This is a genomic window from Bradyrhizobium sp. 14AA (assembly GCF_054185205.1).
This window is the reverse complement of sequence record NZ_JAVAYM010000002.1, coordinates 442,368-466,617: the sequence shown is the minus strand read 5'-3', so window position 1 is coordinate 466,617 and position 24,250 is coordinate 442,368. Positions and strand designations below refer to the sequence as shown.

Genomic DNA, 24,250 nt, shown 5'->3' with positions numbered 1-24,250 from the left:
CTATCGGGTTGAAAGGGAATTGGTCGGAAGAGGCGCCAGAATCGCGGCAAGGTCGCGACGGAAGCCCAATGCAATAAATAATTTCGCCATGACAAACATAGGTCCAAGCAGGAAATGCGTGGGGTGGTCGACCATCGACGGCTGCCGTTCCTCGAAAACCCTGTGGCCGACGATTTGCGCGGCGACGCCGAAGCCGATCAGCAGGGCAAAAATCGACCACATCATGGCGATCGAGACCTGATTGCCGATGGCGGTTGCGACCGAAAGAAGCATGATCATCGCAGCGAGGATGCCGAGCCCGATCCCGGCGTCCAGCATCAGCCAATAAACCAGCACCGGCAGCGCCAGAATCACCGCCAGGCTCACCTCGATCCCGAAGAGCGAGAAATGCACGAGGGTTAGCGGCAGCACGGCGCCGGTGAACAACAGGAGGATCCCGACCACGTGCATCCCGCAGTTCCAGGGATCGCGATGATATTCGACGTAGTCGGCCAGTTGGCGTTGAAAATAGCCAGCCATCTCAGTCTCGTGCAGCATGGGGGCGGGAAGGTCGAAAAAAGCCTATAGCACCGGATAGGGCGGTGCACAAACCGGCGCTATTGTCGCGCAAGACCATGCTGTCGCGCTGTGAGACAGGTCACAAAACAATCAGAACTTCAAGGGGTTCCGCCGGCCGGCGGGGCGTGCTTCCTCAGCGTTTCTTGGCGGGCTTTTTCGCCGCAGGCGCAGGTGCCGCAGCCGGATGCGCGGGCGCATCCTCGGGTACCCTCGCATAGGTCAGGATTTGCAACTGGCCGTTGACGGCCGAGGTCGGCTTGGCCCGGTCGAGAAACTGCTCCTCGCCGAGGCCGATCGGATGCAGCCGCTTGGTCGAGATCTTGAACGTGTTCACCAGCACGTCGCGGATCGCGTCGGCGCGGCGCTGGCTCAGGATCGCGTTGGCCTCGCGCGTCTTCGAATTGGATTCGACATGGCCGACGATCAGGAAGGTGTAGGGCAGCAGCGAGGCATGAACCAGCGCGTCCGCGAGGCGGCCGACGGTCTGATAGGACGCCGGCTGGATGATCGGGGTGTCGGCGTCGAATTGAATCTGCGCGTTGAAGGTCGGCAAATTGGCGAGATCGGGGGCGATCGGCGGCCGGTTCACCGGACCGGGATCGTTCTTGATCCTGGCCTTGGCCCGCTCCATCACCTGCAGCTTCAGCGCTGGGATGTCGAGTTCGGCGGCCTGCTCAAAATGGTTGAGCTTGCCGACGATGTCGTCGCGGGTCGGCGGCGCCGTCTGCGCGCTTGCTGCGCCCGTGAGCAGGGCAAGGCCAAGAGCACTAACAAGTGCGACGCATATCCCGGCGGCTGAAGGCCTGTTCGCGCGCATCAGCGATACCCCGCGTCGTCGACGGCCTTGAGGCAGTTGTTGCTGATGCCCTTGGGCGTCGAGACCAGGCAGGGGATCGACTTGCTGGTCTCCTTGGTCGAGCCGCCGCAGACCTTGACGATCTCGCGCTGGCAGGCGTTCGCCACCGTGACGCGCGCGGCGACGCGCTTCTGGATGGCGTCGAAGGCGCCGAGATAGTCGCTCTGGCACTGCTGGGAGAGCACGTCGCGGTTGCGCGACAGGCACTCCTTCAGGCGGGTCGAGTCCGGGTTGACGCCGCGGCAATTGGCGACGATTTCCGCCCCGCAGCTCTTGGCCAGCAGCCCGATCGAATCGCCAAAGCTCATGGTCTCCGCCGCCGCAAGCGACGGCATCCCCAATGCAAGCAAGATCAGTGTGATGGAGCCCCGGACCATGGGTTGCATCTGATACGGGGAAGTTCGCGATGGTCAAGGGCTGTTCGGGCGAGAACTGTCGAACGTCCGGCCAGTGCGGCGAACAGTCCTCACTCCGTGGCTTCGGCGAGGGGCGGCCATTCGATCAGAGCGATCGTGTAGTTCCGGAGGTCGTCGGCCACGTCAGGGTCGGCCTTGAGCTCGTCCAGCGTCCGCGGCGGGGGAAGCTGCCGGCCGTCCGCAATCAGTTCCTGCGCATAGAACGCGAGCGCCTCGGGCGCACTCTCCAGGGCCTCGTCGACGTCATCGCCGCCGGAAATGCAGCCCGGTAGGTCGGGAAACCACAGGCTGACGGCGTCCGGGTCTGTGTCCTCGATGATGGCGATGTACTGAGGCATGGCAGAACGGATGGCCCGAAAGTTGTGCCGGGAGGTTTGATTTCAATTATGAGTATCTCATCTGCGGAGGCAAGCAATTGAGCAAATTGACGTTAGCCGAAGGCGCCGGCTCGTTCGTGTTTCGTGATGATGGAGCCGTCCCCTCGCCACGCTCGATGCGGGTCTTCTCGTTCCGCCCCCGATCGAGCAATCGGCACACGCGCATCGTCATCGCGATGCATGGCGTCGATCGCGCTGCCGCGGAATTTCGCGATCTTCTCGTCCCGCAAGCCGAACGCAATGGGCAGATCGTGCTGGTGCCGGAGTTCGACCCGGAACAGTTCCCGGGCGTTCACGCCTACAATTTCGGCGGCGTGCGGCTGCCGCCGCCGGACAACACGGTCTTGCCGCGCGATCATTGGAATTTCGGGGTCATCGACCGGCTGTTTCACCATGTGCGACAGGCGATCGGGTCCAGCCGGGACAGCTTTGGCCTGTTCGGCAACTCCGCGGGGGCCCAATATGTCCTGCGCTATCTTGCACTCAACGAGGCCGCTTCCGTTGATCTCGCCGTTGCCGCCAACTGCGGATGCTACATGCTGCCTGATCTCACCAAGGACTATCCGGACGGCATGGGAGGGATTGGCCTCGACGAAGATCATCTGCGGAGATATCTGGCGCGCCCGCTGGTCATCCTGCTAGGCGACGCCGACAACGACCCGGACGCCCCCGATCTGCCTCGCTGGGACGAGGCGATGGCCCAGGGGCCTCATCGCCTTGCGCGCGGTCTCTGGCATTTCGAACACTGTACGAAGCTGGCCAGGAGTCTCGATGTGGCGTTGGGCTGGAGACTGGAAATTGCGCCCGGTGCCGGCCACGTCGATCAACGGATTTACGACCAGGGAGCCGACATCTTGAACGGCTGAGCGGAGGGCGAATGTCTCTTCACGCCCGCTGCACGAAACTGTCCACGACCTTCTTCTCGCCGGCCTTGTCGAAGGCGATGGTGAGCTTGTTGCCGTCGATCTTGGTGACGCGGCCGTAGCCGAATTTCTGGTGGAAGACGCGGTCGGAGAGCGAAAATTCGGAGGTCGTTCCGGTCGATTTGGCGACCAGCTCGCCCTCGATCGTCAGGGGTCCGCGGCGGCGCGAGGAGAAGCTGCCGAAATCGGGGCCGGATGACGAGGATGACGAAAACGACGAGGCCTGTTCCTCGAAGCCACCGCTCCCGCCGCCGGTACGGCCGCCGCCCCGGTTGCGGTTGGCTTGTGCCCGTTGCCAGCCCGGCGTGGAGTAGGTCGAGCCGAACGCCTCCATGTCGTCGAAGCGCGAGGCGCCATAGCCGCCGGTGCCGCCCCAGGCCGAGCCGCCCTTGGATTCCGTGATCTCGACATTGGCCGCCGGCAATTCGTCGAGGAAGCGCGACGGGATCGTGGTCGACCAGGTGCCATGGATGCGCCGGTTGGTCGCGAAATAGATCATCGCGCGGCGGCGTGCGCGGGTCAGGCCGACATGGCCGAGCCTTCGCTCTTCCTCGAGGCCGGCGCGGCCCTGTTCGTCCAGCGTGCGCTGGCTCGGGAACAGGCCTTCCTCCCAGCCGGGCAGGAACACGTTGTCGAATTCGAGGCCCTTGGCCGAATGCAGCGTCATCAGCGACACCGCATCTTCGTCGGCGCCGCTGTCGCGATCCATCACCAGAGAGATGTGCTCCAAAAACCCTTGCAGGTTCTCGAACTCCTCCATCGAGCGCACGAGCTCTTTCAGGTTCTCCAGCCGGCCCGCGGCGTCCGCCGAACGGTCCTTCTGCCACATCTCGGTGTAGCCGCTCTCGTCGAGCACGATCTGGGCGAGGTCAGTGTGCGCGGTGACCTCGCGCTGGGCGCGCCAGCGGTCGAACTGGGCGACCAGGTCGCGCAATGACCCGCGCGCCTTCGGCTTCAGCTCGTCGGTCTCGACCACGGCGCGCGCCGCCTCGAACAGCGGAATGCGGCGCTTGCGGGCATGGTCGTGCAGCATCTGCACGGTGGCATCGCCGAGGCCGCGCTTGGGCGTGTTGACGATGCGCTCGAAGGCGAGATCGTCGGCGGGCGAATTGATGACGCGCAAATACGCCAGCGCGTCGCGGATTTCGGCGCGCTCGTAGAAGCGCGGGCCGCCGATCACGCGATAGGGCAGGCCGAGCGTGACGAAGCGATCTTCGAACTCGCGCATCTGGTAGGACGCGCGCACGAGGATCGCGACCTCGTTGAGCTTGTCGCCCTTGCGCTGGATCTGCTCGATCTCTTCGCCGATGCCGCGGGCTTCCTCTTCCGAGTCCCACGAGCCCGTCACCGTGACCTTCTCGCCGTCCTGGTCCTCGGTGCGCAGCGTCTTGCCGAGCCGGCCTTCGTTGTGCGCGATCAGGTGCGAGGCCGCGGCGAGGATGTGGCCGGTCGAGCGGTAATTGCGCTCGAGCCGGATGACCTTGGCGCCGGGGAAATCGTGGTCGAAGCGCAGGATGTTGTCGACCTCGGCGCCGCGCCAGCCATAGATCGACTGGTCATCGTCGCCGACGCAGCAGATGTTTTTGGTGGGGCCGGCTGGAGCGGCGGTGATCGCCGCGCGCTCGGTCATTCCGGGGCGATGCGCAGCATCGAACTCCGGTGCGCTATTGCGCACCTGAGAATCTAGATCGTCGGGCTCACTTCGAGATTCCGGGTTCGGCTCTTCGAGCCGCCCCGGAATGACGGATTTGGCCGAAGACGGCGCCTGCGACAGCAGCCGCAGCCACAGATATTGCGCGACGTTCGTGTCCTGGTACTCGTCGACCAGGATGAATTTGAAGCGCTGCTGGTACTGCCTGAGGATATCCGGGTGCTCGCGGAAGATCCGGATGTCCTCGAGCAGCAGATCGCCGAAATCGGCGGCGTTCAAGATCTTCAATCGCTCCTGATAGCTCGCATAGAGCTTGCCGCCCTTGCCGTTGGCGAACACGGCGGCTTCGCCCGACGGCACCTGCGAGGGCGTCAGGCCGCGGTTCTTCCAGCCGTCGATCAGGCCCGCCAGCATGCGCGCCGGCCAGCGCTTGTCGTCGATGTTGTCGGCTTGCAGGAGCTGCTTGAGCAGACGCACCTGGTCGTCGGTGTCGAGCACCGTGAAATTCGACTTGAGCTGCGCCAGCTCCGCGTGGGTGCGCAGGATGCGGCCGCCGATGGAGTGGAAGGTGCCGAGCCACGGCATCCCCTCGACCGCATGGCCGAGCATCTGGCCGAGCCGGTGCTTCATCTCGCGCGCGGCCTTGTTGGTGAAGGTCACCGACAGGATCTCGGTGGGGCGGGCGCGGCCCTGGCTCAGGATGTGGGCGATGCGCGTCGTCAGCACGCGCGTCTTGCCGGTGCCGGCGCCGGCCAGCACGAGGACCGGACCGTCCAGCGTCTCCACGGCGTCACGCTGCTCCGGATTGAGCCCGGAGAGGTATTTCGGGCCCACCGAGGCGCGCGCACGCGCGGCAATGCCGCCGGCCGCGGGCTGGTGGTCGGGGACGCTCTGGGACGTGATCTTGCTCGGTTCGGTCATGCGAATCATTTGGCCCCACGATGGCACCGCGGGGTGGCGGAAGGGAGCCTTCTAACAGGGATTGGTGCCTATATGGGGCGGCACTGCGGGGTTTTCCACGTACGCGGCAGGCCGATTTGTTCCTGTGGGCCCGGCGAATTTCGCGCCTACGGAGGCCGGAACCATCGTTCCCGCGTCGAGATTGTCTGGACAGGCGGCGCGGCCAGCCGCGTCGATCGCAGACAGACATCAAGACGAGGATTTGACCATGCTTGGCTGGGTTGTGACGTTTCTGGTTATCGCACTGATCGCCGGTATCCTGGGCTTTGGCGGCATCGCCGGCGCTTCGATCGAGATCGCCAAGATCATCTTCTTCATCGCGGTCGTTCTGTTCCTGGTCTCGGCCGTCGTCGGCTTGGCGCGCGGCCGCACCAGGATATAGCTTACCGCTTCGAGGGCATCGACACGTTCCGGCCGATGCCCTCGGGTCGCGGCACGGCGCTGTGGGCCTTTGTGACTGCAGCGATCCGCTGCTGGATGTCGGGTGGAAACGCCGCAACGCGCCGGGCATTCATGTCCATGTGCAGCGACATGTTCTCGGACGTGGCCGACAGCCAGCCCTCGGTGCCGTGCCTCATCTCCTCGAACGTGTGCAGCCGCTTGCCGTCGGCCTCCAGCAGCCAGACCAGGATCTGGACGGGATCGCCGAGGTGGATTTCGCGCAAATAGCGCACGTGGCATTCGGCGGTGAAGGTCGAGCCGTGGCGCTCCTTCTTGTAGGCGGGCCCCATGCCGAGCTCTAGCCAGAGCTCGTCGATCGCCCGGTCGAACATCACGTTGTAATAGGCCATGTTGAGATGGCCGTTATAGTCGATCCATTGCGGCTCGATCTGCATGATCGAGCTGCGGAACGGCTCGGCATTCGGGGCGGTGGCGGTCTCCGGCATGTGTCCTTCCCAAGCTATGCGTCCGGTCGCTTGACTTGACCGGTTTTATGTCCTTTGCCACGGTTCTTCTGTCGGGAGGAATGTCCGTGGGTACCACCATCACCAATAATCCGCCGCGGCCGGAGCCGAAAGCCCTCGCAAGCGCGCTGGAGCAGCTTGCCGCACGCTTCGGCAACCGCCTCATCACCTCGCAGGCCGTGCGCGAGCAGCACGGCCATACCACGACATGGATCGTCAACCAGCCGCCCGACGGCGTGGTGATGGCGCAGGAGACCGCAGACATCCAGGACGCGGTGCGGATCTGCGCCCAAAACCGCGTGCCCGTCATCGCCTTCGGCACCGGCACCTCGCTGGAGGGCCAGGTCAACGCGCCCGCCGGCGGCATCTCGATCGACCTGCGCGACATGAACAAGGTGCTGGCGGTGCACGCCGAGGACCTCGACTGCGTGATCCAGCCCGGCGTCACGCGCAAGGCGCTCAACGAGCATCTGCGCGACCAGGGCCTGTTCTTCCCGATCGATCCCGGCGCGGATGCCTCCCTCGGCGGCATGGCCTCGACCCGCGCCTCCGGCACCAACGCCGTGCGTTACGGCACCATGCGCGACAGCGTGCTGGCGCTGAAGGTGGTGCGCGGCGACGGCGAGATCATCACGACAGGTACGCGCGCCAAGAAGTCGTCGGCCGGCTACGACCTGACGCATCTGTTCGTCGGCGCCGAAGGCACGCTCGGCATCATCTCGGAACTGACCATCCGCCTGCGCGGCATTCCTGATACGATCGCGGCCGGCGCGGTGTCGTTCGAGACCGTGCACGGAGCCTGCCAAGCTGTGATCCTGGCGATCCAGACCGGCATTCCCGTGGCGCGCATCGAGCTGCTCAACGCCGCGCAGGTGCAGGCCTGCAACGCCTATTCCAAGCTGACGCTGCCGGAGACCCCGCTGCTGTTGATGGAATTCCACGGCAGCGAGATCGAGGTCGCCGAGCAGTCGAAGGCGTTCGGCGAGATCGCGAAAGATTGCGGCGGCGGCGATTTCTCCTGGACCACCAAGCCGGAGGATCGCACCAAGCTGTGGCAGGCGCGGCACGACGCCTATTGGTCCGTCAAGGCGCTGCGGCCCGGCGACAGCATCGGCGTGGTCGCAACCGACGTCTGCGTGCCGATCTCGCGCCTGGCCGATTGCGTCAGCGAGACCGAGGAAGATCTCAAGCGCCTCAATCTGTTGTCGCCGATCGTCGGCCATGTCGGCGACGGCAATTTCCATTGCTCGCTGGTCTGCGACACCAAGGATGCCGCCGAGATGGCGCGCGGCGAGGAGTTCATGCATCGCCTGGTCGAGCGCGCGCAGGCGATGGACGGCACCTGCACCGGCGAGCACGGGATCGGGCAGGGCAAGCAGAAATACCTCAAGGCGGAACTCGGCCCCGCGGCGCTCGATGCGATGCGGGCGCTGAAGCAGGCACTCGATCCGCTCAACATCTTCAACCCCGGCAAGATCGTGCCGGAGGCGTAGCGCGCCGCGCACCAAAAGCAACGTCGACGCCGCCTGCCGGTCGGGGACCGGGAACTTTCGGCAGTCCGGCCGGTTCCAATTCTCGACACGTTCCGATGCCTCAAATGGCGCGGCCCTTTCGGGAGGATGCGATGTTGCGACCGGTCATTGGAATTGCCGCGATGGCGCTTGCCTGCATGCTGGCGGGTGCAGCGATCGCAAAGGGCGGCGGCGGTGGCCACGGAGGCGGTCATGGCGGTGGTCATGGGGGTGGGCACCATGGTGGTGGGCATGGTGGCGGCCATCGTGGTGGCGGCCATTTCGGCGGTCATGGCTTCGGTCACGCGCATGGCGGCGGGCATCATGGCGGGATGCGGTTTGTAACCGGTGCGCGACATGGCGGTCCGGGCTTCGGTCAGATCCGCAATGCAGCCGTACGCCCTGCGAACTTCCGCAATGCTCTGAACATCCATCCCGGTGCTTTCCGCAACGGTCGGCTGATCAGCAACCCCGCTGCGCGGGCCCAGATTGCGGCCGCAGCCGCGCTGGTTGGCTGGCACGGCGCAAGCAGCGGATGGTGGCAGCATCCCGGCGGCTTCTATGGCTGGGTCGGGCCGCTGTTCTGGCCGTTCGCCTATAACGATCTCTACGACTACACCATCTGGGGCGACGGGCTCGGCTTCTGGGGCTACGGCTATCCGGACATCTATGCCGGCATTTTCGGCCCCTACGGCTATGATGGCCTCTCGGCGTATCTGCCACAGCGCCAGCAAGGACGCGGGCGGCGGGCGCGCGGCGCTCCGCTCGATCAACTCTGCGGCAGCGATCGCCGCGAGATCGTCGGTCTGCCGATCGATCAGATTGCAGCCGCGGTGCAGCCGACCGACGCGCAAGGCGCTGATCTCGATGCTCTCGGCAATGCCTCGATCGACGCCGCTGGGCTGATCCGCACATCCTGTCCGACGCAGGTCGCAGCGACGGCTCCCGGTCGCCTCGCGGCGATGCAGCTGCGGGTCGAGGCCATGGAGAAGGCCGTCGATCTGGTCCAGCCCGCTCTCGATAAATTCTATGGCTCGCTCACCGACGAGCAGAAGGCGCGCTTCAATGCGCTGGCCGAGGATCAGCGTCGTGCGACGGCATCGAACAATGGCGGTGGTTCGCTGACGCAGAATTGCGGCGCGTCCGCTGCGTTCGATTGGCCCGGTACGACGATCGAGGAGAGGATCCGTCCCAACGACACCCAGCGTGCCGCGTTGCAGGTGCTGCAGGATACCAGCGCCAAAGTCAGTGCATCGCTCAAGGCGGCCTGCCAGCCCGAAGACGCCATGACACCGCCGGCGCGCATGAGCGCGATCCGCAAGCGGCTCGACGTGATGCTGGACGGGATCAAGTCGGTGCGCGCGGCGCTCGATGATTTCTATGCCACGCTGAATGACGAGCAGAAGGCGCAGTTCGAGGCGATTGGGCCGCGCCGGACATCCTGAATGCGTCGCGAGAAGCAGTGTGGCGGAAAAAATCGCCTCGCCGATGTCGATCGGCCCCTTTATGCTAAGGCATGATCCGGAAAAGTGCGCAGCGGTTTTCCGGAAAGATCATGCTCAAACAACAACCTGAAGCGCGGCAATACGGCGGCTGGAAGACCGCGGGGTGGGTGGGGCGATGACGTGGTTCGCGAGACAGATGGCGCAGGATATCTGGGATGAGACGATCGAAGGACCGCTCGGCGACATCGAGGCCGCCGAGCGCATCCGCGCGATTTGCGCGGCTGCGGCCGCGAGCGCGGCCGGGTCCGCGCGCAACGACAAGCGCGAGAGCGAGCGCTACGAGCGCGCGGCCAAGGTCGCGATGGAGATCGCGATGAAGATCTCGGATGGGTTGATGCGCGACGATGCGGTGCACCGCATCGTCGATCTCTGCATGAAAGCGAACGACCTCAAGACCGCGCAGATCCTGTTTCGCGCGATCCATGCCAGCTGGATCCGCGAAACCGTGCAGCGGGACCACCCGACGCTGGCGGAGTGATCGCCGCTATTTCGCCAGTTTCCGCACGGCTTCGTCCACGCTGTGGAAGACGTGGTTGCGGGGCAGGGCGTCGAACAATCTGAAGCGCTCGAACGCGTCCTGTGCGCGTACCGATTCCAGCCGTGCCAGCGCGACCGTGACGCCCTGTTCGCTGCACGCCTTGAACACTTCGAGCAGGATCTGTGCGGCGGTGAAGTCGATCTCGACCATGCCGCTCGCCTCGAGCACGAGGAGTTGCGGCGTTGCAGTGCCGAGCACCTTGGTCACGTCGCTGCGAAAGCCCGGCGCATTGAGGAAAGACAGCGGTGCCTGGAGCCCGATCACGGCGACGCCGTCGAGGCGCTCGCCGGTGATATGCGGATGCGCGGGCCACCAGATCGTGGTACCCGGCACGCGCTCGAACTCGACCAGCTTGGCGCGCGTGGTGCTCCAGATGCCGTGCAGCAGCGACAACACGATGCCGAGGAACGCGCCCTGCTGGATCGGCAGCACGATGATCAGCGCGGCTGTGGCAACGATCAGCAGGAATTCACTGAAGGACTGGCGATAGATCGTCGTGATCTGCTTCACGCGAATGATGCGCAGCGCGACGAACAGCAGAATGCCGCCGAGCGCCGCGTCCGGAACGTGTTGCAACAGTCCCGTGCCGAATGCGAGCAGCGCCAGCACGATCGCTGCCGCGGCAAGGCCTGCGAGTTGCGATTGTCCGCCGGTCTCGGCCACGATCCCCGTGCGCGGCGGGCTGGCATTGACCGGAAACGCGCCGAACAACCCTGACAGCACGCTGCCGGCGCCCGCGCCGAGAAAGTCGCGGTCGACATCGGCAGGCTTGTCGGGATCGGACGGAAACGAGCGCGTGGTCGCGGCGGTCTGCACCATCACCACGACCGTGATCACGAAGGCGAGCGACACCAGATGCACCCAATGCTCCGGCGCAAGTTCGGGCAAGGTCAGCCGCGGCAGCGTGCCGGGCACGCTGCCGACGACGCTGACGCCCTTGCTTTCGAGGCCGAGACCGATCACGGCCAGCGTTGCAGCGACGAGCCCGATCAGCGCGCCGGGAATTTTGGCGCTGATCTTCTCGGAGATGAAGACCGCAGCCAGCACGCCGAAGCCGATGCACAGCGTGAAGGGATTGCTGCGGCCGAGCTCGCCTCCGAGCACGCCGATGCGATCGAGCGTCGGCCCGCTCGGCGACTGCAATCCCAGCACGCCCGGCAATTGCGAGACGATGATGTGGACGGAGATGCCGGCAAGGAATCCGACCATCACCGGCACCGACAACAGGTTGGCGATGCCGCCAAGGCGGAACGCGCCGCCGGCCAGCATCATTGCGCCGACCATCAGCGCCAGCGCCATCGCAAACCCCTGATATTCGGGCGAGCCGGTGGCGGCGAGCGCCGCAAGCCCGCCGGCGAAGATCGGCGTGATCGTGGAATCGGCGCCGCAGGACAGGAAGCGGTTGCCGCCAAGCAGCGCAAATCCCAGGGAGCCCGCCATGAAGGCGAAGAAGCCGATCTGCGGCGCGAAGCCGCCGAGCCGCGCGGTGGCCATCTGCTCGGGGATCGCGATCGCCGCCAGCGTCAGCCCGGCCATGAGGTCGCCGGGCAGCGAATAGGACGCGAGTGACCGGAACAGCGGCCATGATGGCTTGGCGCGAGCGTCGTGCGGCATCGAGGTCCCCGGAAAGTGTGCGTCAAACGACAACACTACAGCATTTCCGGATTGGAAGGCGGCAGACGCCAGATGTCCGCGACTTGCGTGTCCCGGACGCGGTGCGGCACGAAGTGCTGCTCCGCAGAGCCGGGACCCATCATGCCGCGCCGATTGTTGTCGCATGGGCCCCGGCTCTGCAGCGCACCGCACCGGACGATGCTTCGCATCGCCGGGAGCGCTGCGCTGCGTCCGGGGCACGAGAGTGTTGGTCGCTCGTCTTCAACAAGAATGTCCGCAAGCGATGAGCTTGCGGACATTCTAAGTGCGCACGCGGAGGCCTCAGTACCGGCCGCGGTCGTTGTGATAATCGCCGCCGCGACCGCCGCCGCCCATTCCCATGCCGATTCCGATACCGATGCCGATGCCTTGCATGACTGCGCCGGGCGGTGGGCCGCGATCCGGCGGCGGCGCGCGCTCGTAGACCACTTCGTCGGGCGGCGGCCGGCGCGGCTTCGGCGGCGTCTCGACCACCTTGCGCCTCGGCGGGGTGTCGTCGACGCGCTTCTTGATCACAGGCGCGACCGCCGGGTTGACCGGCGTTGCCGGAGGCGTGGGCGCCGAGCACGGGCAGGTCGGGGCCATCGCGACCGCGACCGGAACAGGGGTCGCAGCGGCGGCAACCGGCAAGGCATAGTTGCGGTTCTGCACGCGGAGCAGCAGCCTGCGCGCGGTCGCGGCGAGATCGCTGTTGTCCCAGTTTGCCAGATACGCCTCGAACGAGGCGCGGGTGTTGATCGCGGTGGCGCGCTCCCAGGCCAGCATCTGGCGCCGGCGTTCCAGGATCGTGCGCAGGCGCGGCGTGAACGGCGCCTGCGTGAACAGCTCGACATAGGCCTGATACGCCGGCACGGTGTCGTCAGTGATCACGAGTTCATAGGCGGCTTTCGGCTCCTTGCCTTGCAAATCCCGCCGCCAGTCCTCGACGCTGCGCGTGCCGCTGGCGAGCGCCATCGAGTTCGCGCCCGGAAGAGAAGGCTGTGCGCTGCTGCTCTCGCCGAAGAACTTGAAGTCGGTCGTCAGCGACGAGCTTTCCCAGGGAATCTGCCGTCCGTCGGTCGATTGCGCCACGGCGACGCGGATGCGCTTGAACACTTCCTCGATCGGCAGATTGGGCTGCTTGGCGACCGTCAGGGCCGCGGTGGTGTAGGGACTGTCGATGCCGCTGCCGTCCTCGGCCTCCGCGCCGGGCGAGGTCGAATAGGAAATGAAGGAGCCGGGCGCGCCGGCCTTGGTGTCGACGATCGCAAGCCCGTGGCCGGCGCCGCTCAGCGCCGGGAACGGGTTGTTGCGGCAGGCATCGAGCATGAAGATGCGCGCCCGCGTCGGCAGCGCGCCGAGCGTGTTGAGCAAATCGTTCAGCCGCACGCCCTGGAGCGGAATGTCGGCCTCGCGCTTGGGATCGAGATCGACCGGCACCAGATAATTCTCGCCGTCGATCTGAAGGCCGTGGCCGGCATAGAACACCAGCGCGACGGTGTCGGCGCCACTGGCGCTGACCTTGCCGGCGAAATCCGAGATCGCCGCGCGCATCTCGTTCTGCCCGAGATTGGCGGCCGTCGTGACGGTGAAGCCGGCATTGCCGAGCATCTCCGTCATGCCCTTGGCATCGTTGGCGGCGTTGGGCAGTTCCGGCACCGTCCGATAAGCGGACTGGCCGATCACCAGCGCGAGCCGGGCTTCGGCGGCGGCCTCCGTTGGTGTCATCAGTTGCGTGAGAGCAAGAAGGCCGGATGCAAGAACCAAATGGCGAAAGGCTGGACGGCGCATGGTGTCACCTCCATCGGCAATGCGCGCGATGATGCCACCTTTTCTACGTCCGTGTCATGACGCCGTCTGTGCGCTGGATCACGCAGACGGTGCGACAAATCGGGCAGGAGGTCTGTCGCGGCCGGCGCGGCAAGCCGTGCGGCGTCACGGCAGGCCGCGGTCCCAGGGCGTCACAGGCGCGAAACGCGCCGCGAGAAAGTCGATGAAGGCGCGCACCTTGGCCGGCGGCCGGCGATCGGGCAGGTAGACCGCATGCACGGCCGAGGTCTGGATCTCGGGCTGGTCGAGCGGGAGCGCGACGAGCGCGCCTGAGCGAAGATCGTCGGCGATGATGAAGGTGGGCTGTCGCGCAAGGCCGAGGCCGGCCAGCGTCGCCGCGCGCAGCGCATCGCCATTGTTGGCGCGCAGGGTGCCGCTGACCTGGACGCGGATCTCGCCGTCGGCGCCGAACAGCCATTCCGCCGCGCTGGCCTGCTGCGAAAGCGTGTAGCCGAGGCAATTATGCGCGGCGAGGTCGGCGACGGTGCGCGGCGTGCCGTGTTTCTCCAGATATGAGGGGGCAGCACAGACGACCAGACGGTTCGGCGCCAGCCGTCGCGCGACCATGCTGGAATCGCGCAGCTTGCCGATGCGGATGGCGAGGTCCCAGCCTTCCTCGGCGAGGTCGACGAGGCGATCGTTGAGACCGAGCTCGACGGTGACCTCGGGATGGGCTGCCGAAAATTCGGCGATCGCAGGCGCAATCTGCCTTGTGCCGAACACGACGGGGACGTTGACGCGCAGCAGCCCGCGCGGCTCCACGCGTTCGCGCGCGATCGCGGCGTCGGCGGTCTCCATGTCGGCGAGGATGCGCTCGGCCGACTCCAGATAGCTCCGTCCAGCCTCGGTGATGGAGAGCCGCCGCGTGGTGCGGTGGAACAGTTTTGTGCCGAGCCGCGCCTCCAGCGAGGCGACATGCTTGGTCACCATGGTCTGAGATAGGCCCATGGCCCGGGCCGCGCCGGAGAGGCTGCCGGCCGCGGCGACCTTGGCGAAGACCTCCAGACTGGTCAGGCGGTCGAGCAAAACCTTATCTCACTCTATTGGTGTGAGGTATTTTTCGAAAATAGCAGATTATCATCAATTTGAGAATAGATCATGGTGCGCCGCAAAGGAGACATCCCATGATCGATTCCCGTACCGCCCCGTACGCCGCACTGGTGCTGCGCGTGACCCTGGGCGCGCTGTTCCTGGCCCATGCCAGCCTGAAGCTGTTCGTGTTCACCCCGGCCGGCACCGCAAAGTTCTTCGGCAGCCTCGGCTTCCCGCCCGAGCTCGCCTATCTCATCATGACCGTGGAAGTGCTCAGTGGCGTCGCCCTGATCCTCGGCGTCTGGACCCGCTATGCGGCGCTGGCCGGCATCCCGATCCTGCTGGGTGCGATCTTCTCGGTGCACGGCGCCGCCGGCTTCTTCTTCACCAATCCGAAGGGTGGCTGGGAATTCCCAGCCTTCTGGGCGATCGCGCTCGCAGCGCAGGCCCTGCTCGGCGACGGCGCCTACGCGCTGCGTCCCTCGCGCGATGTCGCGGCGGCAGGCGGCCAGCTCAGCGCCGCACATTCGCGCTGACGTCGCCGCATTCACTCAAACCTTTGAAGCCGCGGGATCACGATCCCGCGGCTTTCGTTCGTCTGCTTCATGCAATCCCATCGATATGCGTTCGGCATTGATCCATACCTGAATTGGATCGATCCATCTCAATCCTGCATGGCAGGACTTGTCGCTGCCGTGCGGCATGCGCGAAAACACCGATAAACAAAGGCGTTCCGTCTCGATTTCTGCTGAGCGTTGTCGTTCCCGCCGTCGCGACTCCGCCGGCCGCATCCCTTGCCTGTGCCGTCGCTTTGGCCATACAGTCGAACCAACACGCCGCGACAACGATCGCGGCTGCAAGAAGAATAATTGGGGAGAGACCGCACCATGACCATCGTGCCCGTGAACCGTCGCGCGTTCATCAAGTCATCGGCGGCGGTCACCGCCGGCCTCGTGGTCTCCCCCGCACTCATCGGCCGCGCCGAAGCTGCGACGCTGAAGCTGAAATGCTCCTCCTCGCTGCCGAACGATCCCAAATACGCCAACGGCCGCGTCTACTACGACAATCTGGTGAAGAACCTGAAGGCGAACGGGCTCGGCGAGCAGGTCGAAAGTCGCGTTCTTTCCCGACAATCAATTGGGTCAGGAGATCGACGTCATCAACTCGGTGAAGCTCGGCGTCATCGACCTCATGGTGTCGGGTTCGTCGATATCAGCCAATCTGGTGCCGCTGGTCGGCACCTACGATCTCGGCTTTCTGTTCGCGAGCTTTCCGCAGCAGACCAAGGCGTTCGACGCCGGCGCCGCCAAGCCGATCGAGGACGCGCTGCTCAAGGGCGGCAACATCCGCATCATCGCCTGGGCCTATAATTTCGGCTCGCGCAGCGTGCTCGCGAAGAAGCCGGTGAAGACGCCGGAGGATCTCGCCGGCCTCAAGATCCGCACCCTGCCAAATCCCGTCATCACGGAGTGCCTGCGCCTGATGGGGGCGGCGGCGACGCCGCTGGCCTTCGGCGAGATCTACACGGCGTTGCAGGCCGGCGTGCTCGACGGCCTCGAGCACGATCCGCCGACGATTCTGGCGAGCAAGTTCTTCGAGACGGCAAAATTCTACGCGCTGACGCAGCACAATTTCTCGCCGCTCGCGATCTACTTCAGCGACATGACCTACAACCGCATGGATCCGAAGCTGCGCGAGGGCTTTCTCGATGCCGCCAAGAAGGCGGCGGCCGACACGCGTGCCCATGGGCTTGCCGTCGAGAAGGAGGCGCTGTCGGCCTTGACCGAGAAGGGCGTGACGGTCGCCGAATGCGATCGCGAGGCCTTCAAGAAGCGCGTCGCGCCGCAGGCCGAGAACTTCATCAAGGCGCGGCCGGAATCCAAGGCCGTCATCGACATCATCCGCGCGACGCAGGCCTGACATGGCGATGGCGGGCGCCGTGTCTCTCTCGGGCGAGCGCCACGGGAGCATCACCCTTTTGCTTCGCCTCAGCGACACGATCGCGGCCATCCTGCTGGCCGCCGATCTCGTGGTCGTCTGCGCCTCCGTGCTGCTGCGATTCTTCTTCAATGCGCCGGTCGAATGGTCCGACGACGTCGCGCGCGGGCTGATGGTCGGTTCGGCCTTCTTCGGTGCGGCGAGCGCGCTGGCGCGCGGCGAGAATGTCGGCGTGTCCTTTTTCCGCGACCTGCTGCCGCCGCGGCTGCGGACTTTGGTCGATGCCGCCAGTGCGGTGCTCGTCGTGCTGATCTCCGGCTACGTCGCCTATCACGCCATCAAGCTCGGGTCGCTGACGGCAGGCCAGACCACCGGCTCCGGCCTGCCGCTGGAGCTGACGTTCTATCCGATGGGCGTCGGCGCGCTGTTCATGACGGTGTTCGCGATCGACCAGCTCTGCGCACGGCCGCTCCCCGATATCGTCAGGGGGCTCATCGCGGTTGCCGTCGTGACCGGCCTCTATCTCGCCTGGGATTACCTCTCGCCGTCGTCGGTGCCGTCGGCTGGAACGCTGATGCTGATCGGCTTCTTCGCTACGCTGTTCGGGGGATTGCCGATCGGCTTTGCGCTGGCGCTCGCCGCGCTCATTTTCATCTGGGTCGAGGGCGCGCTGCCGGGTGTGATCTTCGCGCAGCAGATGGCGCGCGGCATCGACAATTTCGTGCTGCTCGCGATCCCGTTCTTCATCCTCGTCGGCTACCTCATGGAAGCCAACGGCATGTCGGTGCGGCTGATCGAACTGCTGCAGCGCGCCGTGGGACGCATGCGCGGCGGCCTCAACGTCGTGATGGTGGCCTCGATGGTGCTATTCTCGGGCATCTCGGGCTCGAAGATGGCCGACGTCGCCGCAGTCGGCTCCGTGCTCATCCCGGCGGCGCGCCGCTCGAAGCAGAATCCGGGCGGCGCGGTGGCGCTGCTCGCGGCGTCCGCGGTGATGGCGGAGACCATTCCGCCCTGCATCAACCTGATCATCCTGGGCTTTGTGGCGAACCTGTCGATCGGCGGCCTGTTCGTCGCGGGCCTCTTGCCGTCGGCGCTGATGGCGCTGGTCCTGATCGCGGTGTCGATCATCTTCGGCAAGCGGCCGGCGGAGGCCGAGGATATCGAGCCGCAGATGCCGGTGTCGGGCCTGTGGAGCGGCGCGATCGCCTCGTTCGGCCTGATCTTCATGATCTTCTTCGGCTTCAAGAGCGGCTTTGCCACGGCGACCGAAATCTCCGCCTTTGCCGTGGCCTATGCGCTCGTCGTCGGCAGCCTCGTGTTCCGCGAGCTCAGCTTCAAGACGGCCGCGCACAGCTTCGTCCAGGCGGCAACGCGTGCAGGTCTCGTGCTGTTCATCGTCGCCGCCGCGCAGTCGCTCGCGTTCACGCTGACCCTGCAGCAGGTGCCGCATGCGGTCGGCGATTTCATGCTGGGACTGTCGAAGACCTCGGGCGTCTGGCTGTTCATCCTGCTCGCCATCGTCGTCCTGATCGTGATGGGATCGGTGCTGGAGGGCGCGGCCGCGCTCATCATCTTCGGCCCCTTGCTGCTGCCGGTCGCCGTGCAGCTCGGCGTCGATCCCCTGCATTTCGGCGTCGTGCTTGTCATCGCGATGGGCATCGGCCTGTTCGCGCCGCCGCTCGGGCTCGGACTCTACGGCGCTTGCCTGATCGGCAATGTGCCGATCGAGCAGACCGTGAAGCCGATCATGGGCTATCTTGGCCTGTTGTTCCTCTGCCTGCTCGTCATCGCCTTCGTGCCGTGGCTGAGCACCGCGCTGCCGCGCGCGTTCGGTTACTGAAGGAGTGTTGCCGTGAAAGTCCTGCTGGCCCATACGCCGGAGATGCGCCGCAATTACTACGGCGATCGCAGCCTCAACGGCCTGCGCGCGGCCGCCGAGGTGATTCTGCACGAGAGCGATGATACGCTCGACGCAGCCAGCCTCGTGCGTGCGGCGAAGGACGTCGATATCATCGTCGCCGACCGGATGACCGAAGGCCGCGGCGAGATCTTTGCACAGCTGCCGCACCTGCGCGCCTTCGTTCGCTGCGCCGTCGACATCCGCAACGTCAATGTCGATGCGGCCTCCCAGGCCGGCGTGCTCGTGACCCGCGCGGGGCCCGGCTTCGTGCAGGCGGTCGCCGAGCTCGCGCTCGGCTTCATGGTCGATCTCTCCCGCGGCGTCTCGCGGGCGACGGCGGACTATCAGGCAGGCCGCAAGGTCGAAGCGCGGATGGGCCGCCAGCTCGCGGGGAGTCGGATCGGCATCATCGGCTATGGCAGCATCGGGCGTTACCTCGCCGAGATCGCAAAGGTGCTGCGCATGGAGGTGCTGGTCTCCGATCCCTTTGCTGATGTCAGCGATGCCGCGATCCGGCAGGTCGGTCTCGACGAGCTCCTTGCCGCATCGGACTACGTGGTCTGCCTTGCCATCGCGAACGAGCAGACCGAGAATTTGATCGGCGAAGCCGCGCTGGCGCGGATGCAGAGACATGCCGTCTTCATCAACCTCTCGCGCGGCAATCTCGTCGACGAGGCCGCGCTCGCGCGCGCCCTGCGCGAGAACCGCATCGCCGGTGCTGCGATGGACGTCGGCCGCGCGCCCGACCAGATGCCGACGCCGGAGCTTGCCAGGCTCCCCAACGTCATCGCCACGCCTCACGTCGGTGGATTGACGCCGCAGGCGATCGAATATCAGTCGCTGGAAACGGTGCGGCAGGTCGAGGCGATCGTCAGGGGCGAGGTCCCGCCGGGCGCCGTCAATGCCGACCGTTGGACGCGGCGGCCGTGAAGGGCGCCTGAGCCGGGGCGTGTGCCTCCAATACCGGCACCGCGATCATTCCTGCAATTGAACCAAGATCAAATCCGGCCACACCAAGACCAGGTAGCGCCCAAGACGCACCCGGCCCTTAACCCTGCCGATTGACGAATAATACGACCTGGTCATCAAATCGGTTACTTGATGAACGGATGTTTGAAATGCAGTTCTTTCTTTATGAAATCGTCGCTCGCATCGTCGCAGTTTATCTTTGCGTCGATTGCTTCCGCAACGTGCGGTCCGGCTTTGTCGAGAGACAAATCACGTCTCTCCCCCATTCTACCGGTATTCTGGACTGGCTTGTAGACAGACTTGCAGGCTTGTCGAAGCGGGTTGTTCATAGAGACACCGCGCCGGTCCAGTACTGGCTGGAAATGGGCCTGCAGATGTTCGGCTTGGTTGGATGCGCCGGCGTTGCGATATTCGGCTGGTTTCACCCAACCACCTGAACGACGGTTGATGGCTCAACCCGGATTTCTGATGAGGTCGGCCGTTATCTGAGACGCAGCAATCGTAGGGTGGGCAAAGGCGCGTTAGCGCCGTGCCCACCATCGGGCCGGCAATTGCGACAGAAGTGGTGGGCACGCTCCGCTTTGCCCACCCTGCGAGGCTATTGCCTTGAACCTCATCCCGGCGCGCGACGTCAAAGTTCCGTGCTTGTCGGAAAATGGTTCATTGAGCGGGTTGAGCAGATGAAGTTTCTGACCGCGGCGGCGTTGGCGATCCTGATCGGCGTGTCACTGAGCGCCTGCCTCACATCCGATCCCGACAACAAGCCGCCCTACGGCCAGGCAAACGGCAGGAAGTCCGATCGCTAGCGCCTAAAGCCGATCCACCGCCCTGAACGTCCCGTCCTTCTGGATCACCGTCAAGAACACCTTCGGCGGCGCATCGATCATGCGCAGGCCGACGGTGACGATGCTGCCGCTGACATCGAACTGGCCGACATCGTTGACGGCACGCAACAGGCTCGCGCGCGTCGGCTGCTGTCCAGCCTTTTCCAGCGCAGCGGCCGCAAGGCGGCCGGAGAGATAGCCTTCGAGTGAGACGAAGTCCGGCGTCAGCGCCGGATCGAACGCGTTCAGCGCCGCCTGGTAGTCGGCGACCAGCTTGAGCGAGCGATCCCAGGGAAACGGCACCACTTGCGAGACGATGACGCCTTCGCCCTCGGGACCGAGCTCCCTGGCCAGCGCATTGGCGCCGACGAAGGAGATGTTGACGAAGGTCGGGCGCGCGCCGCTGCGGTGCGCGAGCTTGATGAATTCCGCGCAGGGACCGTAGGTCCCGACCATGACGATGGCCTCGGGTTCGGCACGCTTGATCGTCCGCCATGCCATGCCGACCGCCCTTGTGTTGCGCTCGAAGGTGCCCTCGGCGGCGAGCTCGAGGCCGCGCCTGGCGAGTGCGCGCTTGACGCCGGCAAGACCGTCGCGGCCGAAGGAATCGTCCTGGTAGAAGATGCCGATGCGGGTGAACTTGCGATCCTCGGTGAGGTGCTTGATCCACGCCTCGGCCTCCGCGCCGTAGCTCGCGCGGATGTTGACGACGTGGGGAAGCTCGAGGTCGCGCAGGAATTCGGCGCCGCTGAACGGGCCGATGAAGGGGATGTTCCTGGTGCTGGTGATCGGGAACGTCGCCATCGCGGTCGGCGTGCCCACCGCGCCGATCAGCGCGAACACCTTGTCGTCCTCGATCAGACGCAGCGTCTGCGCCACCGAACGGTCGGGGTCGTAGCCGTCGTCGCGGCTGATGAGCTGGAGCTTGCGGCCGTGGACGCCGCCCTTGGCGTTGATCTCGGTGAACGCGGCGACGATGCCCTGCCGCATCCGCTGTCCGAGCGCGGAGGAGGGGCCTTCGAGCGCGGCGGCCTGGCCGAACAGGATGGCGTCCTCGCTGACGCCGGTCTCCTCGCCCTGGGCCGGAAGCATCGCAGCAGTCAGCCATGCGACGGTCAAGGCGAGGTATGTCGCGGATCGCGATCGTGTCATGAGAATGCTTGCCGGGTGCTGGACGCCTTGCGGGAGACGATAGGCCGTGCGGGCTGAACAGGACGCTAAGGCCACGCTACATCGACGGTCCGTAAGACTCCGGGGAAAACCGGTAAGTTAGTGCCAGATTGCGGCGACCCGCAGGGCAATCGTTAACTAAGCCGCCTGATGCGGAAGGCCCGGGGACTGAAATTGTGCAGTTCTTAACCGCGATCCTTGTCCGATAGTGGTTCCGGCGGCTCAACCAGAAGTTCCAGCTGCCGTGCGATGGGGACTTGCGGAACAAGATGGGCGGTCGGGATCAGAACGATCAGGATCGAAAGCGTATGACCGGATGGTGGCGCGCCGCGCCGCTGCTCGGGCTCTATCGCCCTGCGCTCGTCGCGGTCGGAATCGGTCTTCTGTTTTCGGCCGTGGGCGCAGCCGCCGTGGCGCGGTGGGAAGACCGCGTCAACAGGATCGAGTTCGAGAACGCCGCCGAGACTGAAGCGATCGTCATGCAGAACGGCATGGGCGAGTACATCTCCAGGCTGGTGGCGCTGCGCACGCTGTTCGAATCCACCAACGAGGAAATCACCCGCAGCGAATTCGAGACCTTCAGCGCCCGCCTGTTCGAGCGCCATCCCGGCATGCTGCGCATCGCCTGGCTGCCGCGCGTCAACCGCAAGGAGCGCGTCGAATACGAGGCCGCCGCGATCACGGACGGCGTGTCCGGCTATCGCATCAAGTCGCTCGAGGGCGATGGTTTCGCGACCGCGCCGCAGAGCGACGAATATTTTCCGGTGTTCTACTCGACCCAGCCGAAGACATCGCCGGTCTATGGCATGGACTATGCGAGCGTTCCGGAGCGCCGCGCGGTCCTGGAGCGCGCGCGCGACAGCGACCGGGTCGCCGCCATCCGCACGCGCCTGTACGAGCCGAAGGAGGGCGGCCGGCTCCCCGACGTTCTCGTCGCCATTCCCGTCTACGCCAAGGGGACCTCGCGCGAGACGGCCGTGGACCGGCGCCGCAATCTCGCCGGCTTCGTCGTCGGCGTCTTCGATCTGCCGATGCTGATCCAGTCCATCCGCGTGACCACCGGCGCAAGCCCGGCGGTCAGCGTGAACGTCTATCCGCCCTTCACGGGGCAGATCGTCAGCCTGGAAGAGATGCTGCCGGATTATTCGTCGGCCGCGTCGGGGCCGCAGTCGATGCGGGACGTCGCGCGGGCCCTGCACTGGTCGGGCAATCTCAAGATCGGCGACACCGATTGGCAGGTGCGGGCGGTTCCAACTGCCGGCGGTCCGCTGGAGACGACCTACGATCGCGCGGCGGCGGTGCTGATCGTCGGCATGCTGCTGACCCTGTCGCTGTCGACTTATCTCATGCTCGCAAGCCGCAATTCGCGGCGGCTGTCGCTGGCGAACCGGCGGGTGCTCGAGCTTGCCCAGACCGACATTCTGACCGGACTGCCGAACCGCGCCTTCTTCCTCGCCCGGCTCGACGACCTCAATGACCGGCTGAAGGACGGCGGCTCCGGCTTCTCCATCCTGATGCTCGATCTCGACCGCTTCAAGAACGTCAACGACTCCCTGGGCCACGGTGCCGGCGACGTGTTGCTGCGCCAGGTGGCACAGCGGCTGAAATCCGCGCTGCGCACCAGCGACGTGCTGGCGCGGCTCGGCGGTGACGAATTTGCGATCATCCAGGAAGCCTGCGAGGACCAGCGCGTCTGCTCGACCGAGCTGGCGGGGCGGATCGTCAAGCTCGTGACCGAACCGTTCCTGCTGCCCGGACACCGCGTCGAGATCGGCACCAGCATCGGCATCGCGATCGCGCCGGATCACGGCAGCGATCAGGAGCAACTGCTGAAGAAGGCCGACCTGGCGCTCTACCGTTCGAAATCGGCCGGCCGCAACTGCTTCACCATCTACGACGAGGCGATGTCGGCCGAGCTCGAGGCGCGCAACACGCTGGAAGGCGATCTGCGCGATGCCATCGCGCGCTGCCAGCTGGAGGTGCACTATCAGCCGTTCGTCGACGCCCTCAGCGGCGCGCGGCGCGGCTTCGAGGCGCTGGTGCGCTGGCGGCATCCGATCCGCGGACTGATCCCGCCGGACCAGTTCATTCCGCTTGCGGAGGAGACCGGCCTGATCGTGCCGCTCGGCGAGTTCGTGCTGCGGCGCGCCTGCGAGGATGCGGCCGGCTGGCCCTCCGGCCTTGCGGTCGCCGTCAACCTGTCGCCGATCCAGTTCAAGGAAGCCGAGCTGTTCGAGATGATCTGCGCGGCGCTCGCCGATTCCGGCCTGCCGCCGCAGCGGCTGGAGATCGAGATCACGGAATCCGTCCTGCTGGAACGCGGCGTCGAGAACCTCGCCTTCATGGAGCGGCTCAAGAGCATCGGCATCGAGCTCGCGCTCGACGATTTCGGCACAGGCTATTCGTCGCTGAGCTATCTCACCGCGTTTCCGTTCGACAAGATCAAGATCGACAAGTCGTTCATCCGCAACCTCACGCATCAGCCGCGCAGCTCCGCGATCATCTCCTCGATCGTGACGCTGGCGCGCGGGCTCGACATGTCGGTCACCGCCGAAGGCGTCGAGACCCGCGAGGAGTTCGAGCGGCTGAAGGCGCTCGGCGTCAACTTCGCGCAAGGCTATCTGTTCGGCCGGCCGCAGCCGATCGAGCGGATCCTGTTCGACGCGCCCGTGAAACCATCACAGCTCGACGCCGCCTGAGCGTCTCGCTCAAGGGGCATGCGCGAAAAGCGCTTGACCCGGGCAGTCCCGGA

General features: G+C 65.6%; 21 protein-coding genes and 1 pseudogene. 12 read left to right on the top strand and 10 right to left on the bottom strand.

Annotated elements, in window-relative coordinates; all coding sequences use genetic code 11:
* The 4 genes from RAD15_RS07195 to RAD15_RS07180 all read right to left on the bottom strand — a co-directional run bounded on the left by RAD15_RS07195 (nucleotide 1) and on the right by RAD15_RS07180 (nucleotide 2,168).
* Nucleotides 1-537, bottom strand: a complete 537-nt coding sequence (locus RAD15_RS07195) for an Mpo1 family 2-hydroxy fatty acid dioxygenase (RefSeq protein ID WP_458175816.1) — start codon at nucleotides 535-537, stop codon at nucleotides 1-3.
* Nucleotides 538-691: 154 nt separating this feature from the next.
* A complete protein-coding gene (locus RAD15_RS07190; RefSeq protein ID WP_458175814.1) occupies nucleotides 692-1,375 on the bottom strand; it encodes an OmpA family protein in 684 nt (227 codons plus the stop codon).
* Nucleotides 1,375-1,791: a hypothetical protein gene (locus RAD15_RS07185; RefSeq protein WP_063921531.1), complete on the bottom strand. Its 417-nt coding sequence runs from the start codon at nucleotides 1,789-1,791 to the stop codon at nucleotides 1,375-1,377. Before RAD15_RS07185 ends, RAD15_RS07190 begins: the two co-directional genes overlap by 1 nt.
* 89 nt (nucleotides 1,792-1,880) lie before the next feature.
* A complete protein-coding gene (locus RAD15_RS07180) occupies nucleotides 1,881-2,168 on the bottom strand; it encodes a type II toxin-antitoxin system HicB family antitoxin (protein WP_458175812.1) in 288 nt (95 codons plus the stop codon).
* Between the two features lie 77 nt (nucleotides 2,169-2,245).
* Between RAD15_RS07180 and RAD15_RS07175 the strand changes: the two genes are divergently transcribed.
* Complete coding sequence (locus RAD15_RS07175) at nucleotides 2,246-3,073, top strand: hypothetical protein (protein WP_458175810.1); 828 nt, start codon at nucleotides 2,246-2,248, stop codon at nucleotides 3,071-3,073.
* A 19-nt stretch (nucleotides 3,074-3,092) separates the two neighbouring features.
* Here RAD15_RS07175 and RAD15_RS07170 read toward each other — a convergent pair whose 3' ends face one another.
* The gene (locus RAD15_RS07170; RefSeq protein ID WP_458175808.1) at nucleotides 3,093-5,711 is read right to left on the bottom strand and encodes an ATP-dependent helicase; all 2,619 of its coding nucleotides are present in this window, start codon (nucleotides 5,709-5,711) and stop codon (nucleotides 3,093-3,095) included.
* Nucleotides 5,712-5,949: 238 nt separating this feature from the next.
* On the opposite strand from RAD15_RS07170, the gene RAD15_RS07165 reads away from it, so the two are divergent.
* Entirely contained in the window at nucleotides 5,950-6,123 is a 174-nt protein-coding gene (locus RAD15_RS07165; RefSeq protein ID WP_011089300.1) for a DUF1328 domain-containing protein, read from the top strand.
* Between the two features lies 1 nt (nucleotide 6,124).
* Here the strand turns inward: RAD15_RS07165 and RAD15_RS07160 are convergent, their stop codons facing one another.
* Nucleotides 6,125-6,628, bottom strand: a complete 504-nt coding sequence (locus RAD15_RS07160; protein WP_458175805.1) for a thioesterase family protein — start codon at nucleotides 6,626-6,628, stop codon at nucleotides 6,125-6,127.
* A gap of 86 nt (nucleotides 6,629-6,714) precedes the next feature.
* Here RAD15_RS07160 and RAD15_RS07155 point away from each other — a divergent pair, with 86 nt between their 5' ends.
* The 3 genes from RAD15_RS07155 (at nucleotide 6,715) to RAD15_RS07145 (ending at nucleotide 10,140) form a co-directional block, all read left to right on the top strand.
* Nucleotides 6,715-8,139 (top strand): FAD-binding oxidoreductase, encoded by a 1,425-nt coding sequence (locus RAD15_RS07155; protein ID WP_458175803.1) that lies wholly within the window; start codon nucleotides 6,715-6,717, stop codon nucleotides 8,137-8,139.
* A gap of 131 nt (nucleotides 8,140-8,270) precedes the next feature.
* Nucleotides 8,271-9,602, top strand: a complete 1,332-nt coding sequence (locus RAD15_RS07150; RefSeq protein ID WP_458175801.1) for a Spy/CpxP family protein refolding chaperone — start codon at nucleotides 8,271-8,273, stop codon at nucleotides 9,600-9,602.
* Nucleotides 9,603-9,777: 175 nt separating this feature from the next.
* Nucleotides 9,778-10,140 (top strand): hypothetical protein, encoded by a 363-nt coding sequence (locus RAD15_RS07145; RefSeq protein WP_458175799.1) that lies wholly within the window; start codon nucleotides 9,778-9,780, stop codon nucleotides 10,138-10,140.
* A gap of 6 nt (nucleotides 10,141-10,146) precedes the next feature.
* Here the strand turns inward: RAD15_RS07145 and RAD15_RS07140 are convergent, their stop codons facing one another.
* From RAD15_RS07140 to RAD15_RS07130, 3 genes are all read right to left on the bottom strand, one after another.
* A complete protein-coding gene (locus RAD15_RS07140; protein ID WP_458175797.1) occupies nucleotides 10,147-11,814 on the bottom strand; it encodes a SulP family inorganic anion transporter in 1,668 nt (555 codons plus the stop codon).
* Between the two features lie 321 nt (nucleotides 11,815-12,135).
* Nucleotides 12,136-13,623: a caspase family protein gene (locus tag RAD15_RS07135; protein ID WP_458175795.1), complete on the bottom strand. Its 1,488-nt coding sequence runs from the start codon at nucleotides 13,621-13,623 to the stop codon at nucleotides 12,136-12,138.
* 144 nt (nucleotides 13,624-13,767) lie between these two features.
* Nucleotides 13,768-14,688, bottom strand: coding sequence for a LysR substrate-binding domain-containing protein (locus tag RAD15_RS07130; protein ID WP_458175793.1), 921 nt, complete (start codon nucleotides 14,686-14,688; stop codon nucleotides 13,768-13,770).
* 98 nt (nucleotides 14,689-14,786) lie between these two features.
* Here RAD15_RS07130 and RAD15_RS07125 point away from each other — a divergent pair, with 98 nt between their 5' ends.
* The 6 genes and pseudogenes from RAD15_RS07125 to RAD15_RS07100 all read left to right on the top strand — a co-directional run bounded on the left by RAD15_RS07125 (nucleotide 14,787) and on the right by RAD15_RS07100 (nucleotide 20,310).
* Nucleotides 14,787-15,230: a DoxX family protein gene (locus RAD15_RS07125; RefSeq protein WP_130364967.1), complete on the top strand. Its 444-nt coding sequence runs from the start codon at nucleotides 14,787-14,789 to the stop codon at nucleotides 15,228-15,230.
* Nucleotides 15,231-15,581: 351 nt separating this feature from the next.
* Nucleotides 15,582-16,614 (top strand): annotated as a pseudogene (locus tag RAD15_RS07120) (TRAP transporter substrate-binding protein).
* A 7-nt stretch (nucleotides 16,615-16,621) separates the two neighbouring features.
* Complete coding sequence (locus RAD15_RS07115; RefSeq protein WP_458176074.1) at nucleotides 16,622-18,475, top strand: TRAP transporter large permease; 1,854 nt, start codon at nucleotides 16,622-16,624, stop codon at nucleotides 18,473-18,475.
* Nucleotides 18,476-18,487: 12 nt separating this feature from the next.
* Complete coding sequence (locus RAD15_RS07110) at nucleotides 18,488-19,465, top strand: hydroxyacid dehydrogenase (RefSeq protein WP_458175790.1); 978 nt, start codon at nucleotides 18,488-18,490, stop codon at nucleotides 19,463-19,465.
* Nucleotides 19,466-19,644: 179 nt separating this feature from the next.
* On the top strand, nucleotides 19,645-19,941 hold the full coding sequence (locus RAD15_RS07105; protein WP_458175788.1) for a hypothetical protein: 297 nt from the start codon (nucleotides 19,645-19,647) through the stop codon (nucleotides 19,939-19,941).
* Between the two features lie 243 nt (nucleotides 19,942-20,184).
* A complete protein-coding gene (locus RAD15_RS07100) occupies nucleotides 20,185-20,310 on the top strand; it encodes a hypothetical protein (protein WP_458175786.1) in 126 nt (41 codons plus the stop codon).
* A 3-nt stretch (nucleotides 20,311-20,313) separates the two neighbouring features.
* Here the strand turns inward: RAD15_RS07100 and RAD15_RS07095 are convergent, their stop codons facing one another.
* Nucleotides 20,314-21,480 (bottom strand): ABC transporter substrate-binding protein, encoded by a 1,167-nt coding sequence (locus tag RAD15_RS07095; protein ID WP_458175784.1) that lies wholly within the window; start codon nucleotides 21,478-21,480, stop codon nucleotides 20,314-20,316.
* A 326-nt stretch (nucleotides 21,481-21,806) separates the two neighbouring features.
* Here RAD15_RS07095 and RAD15_RS07090 point away from each other — a divergent pair, with 326 nt between their 5' ends.
* The gene (locus tag RAD15_RS07090) at nucleotides 21,807-24,197 is read left to right on the top strand and encodes a bifunctional diguanylate cyclase/phosphodiesterase (protein WP_458175782.1); all 2,391 of its coding nucleotides are present in this window, start codon (nucleotides 21,807-21,809) and stop codon (nucleotides 24,195-24,197) included.
* Nucleotides 24,198-24,250: the final 53 nt, after the last annotated feature.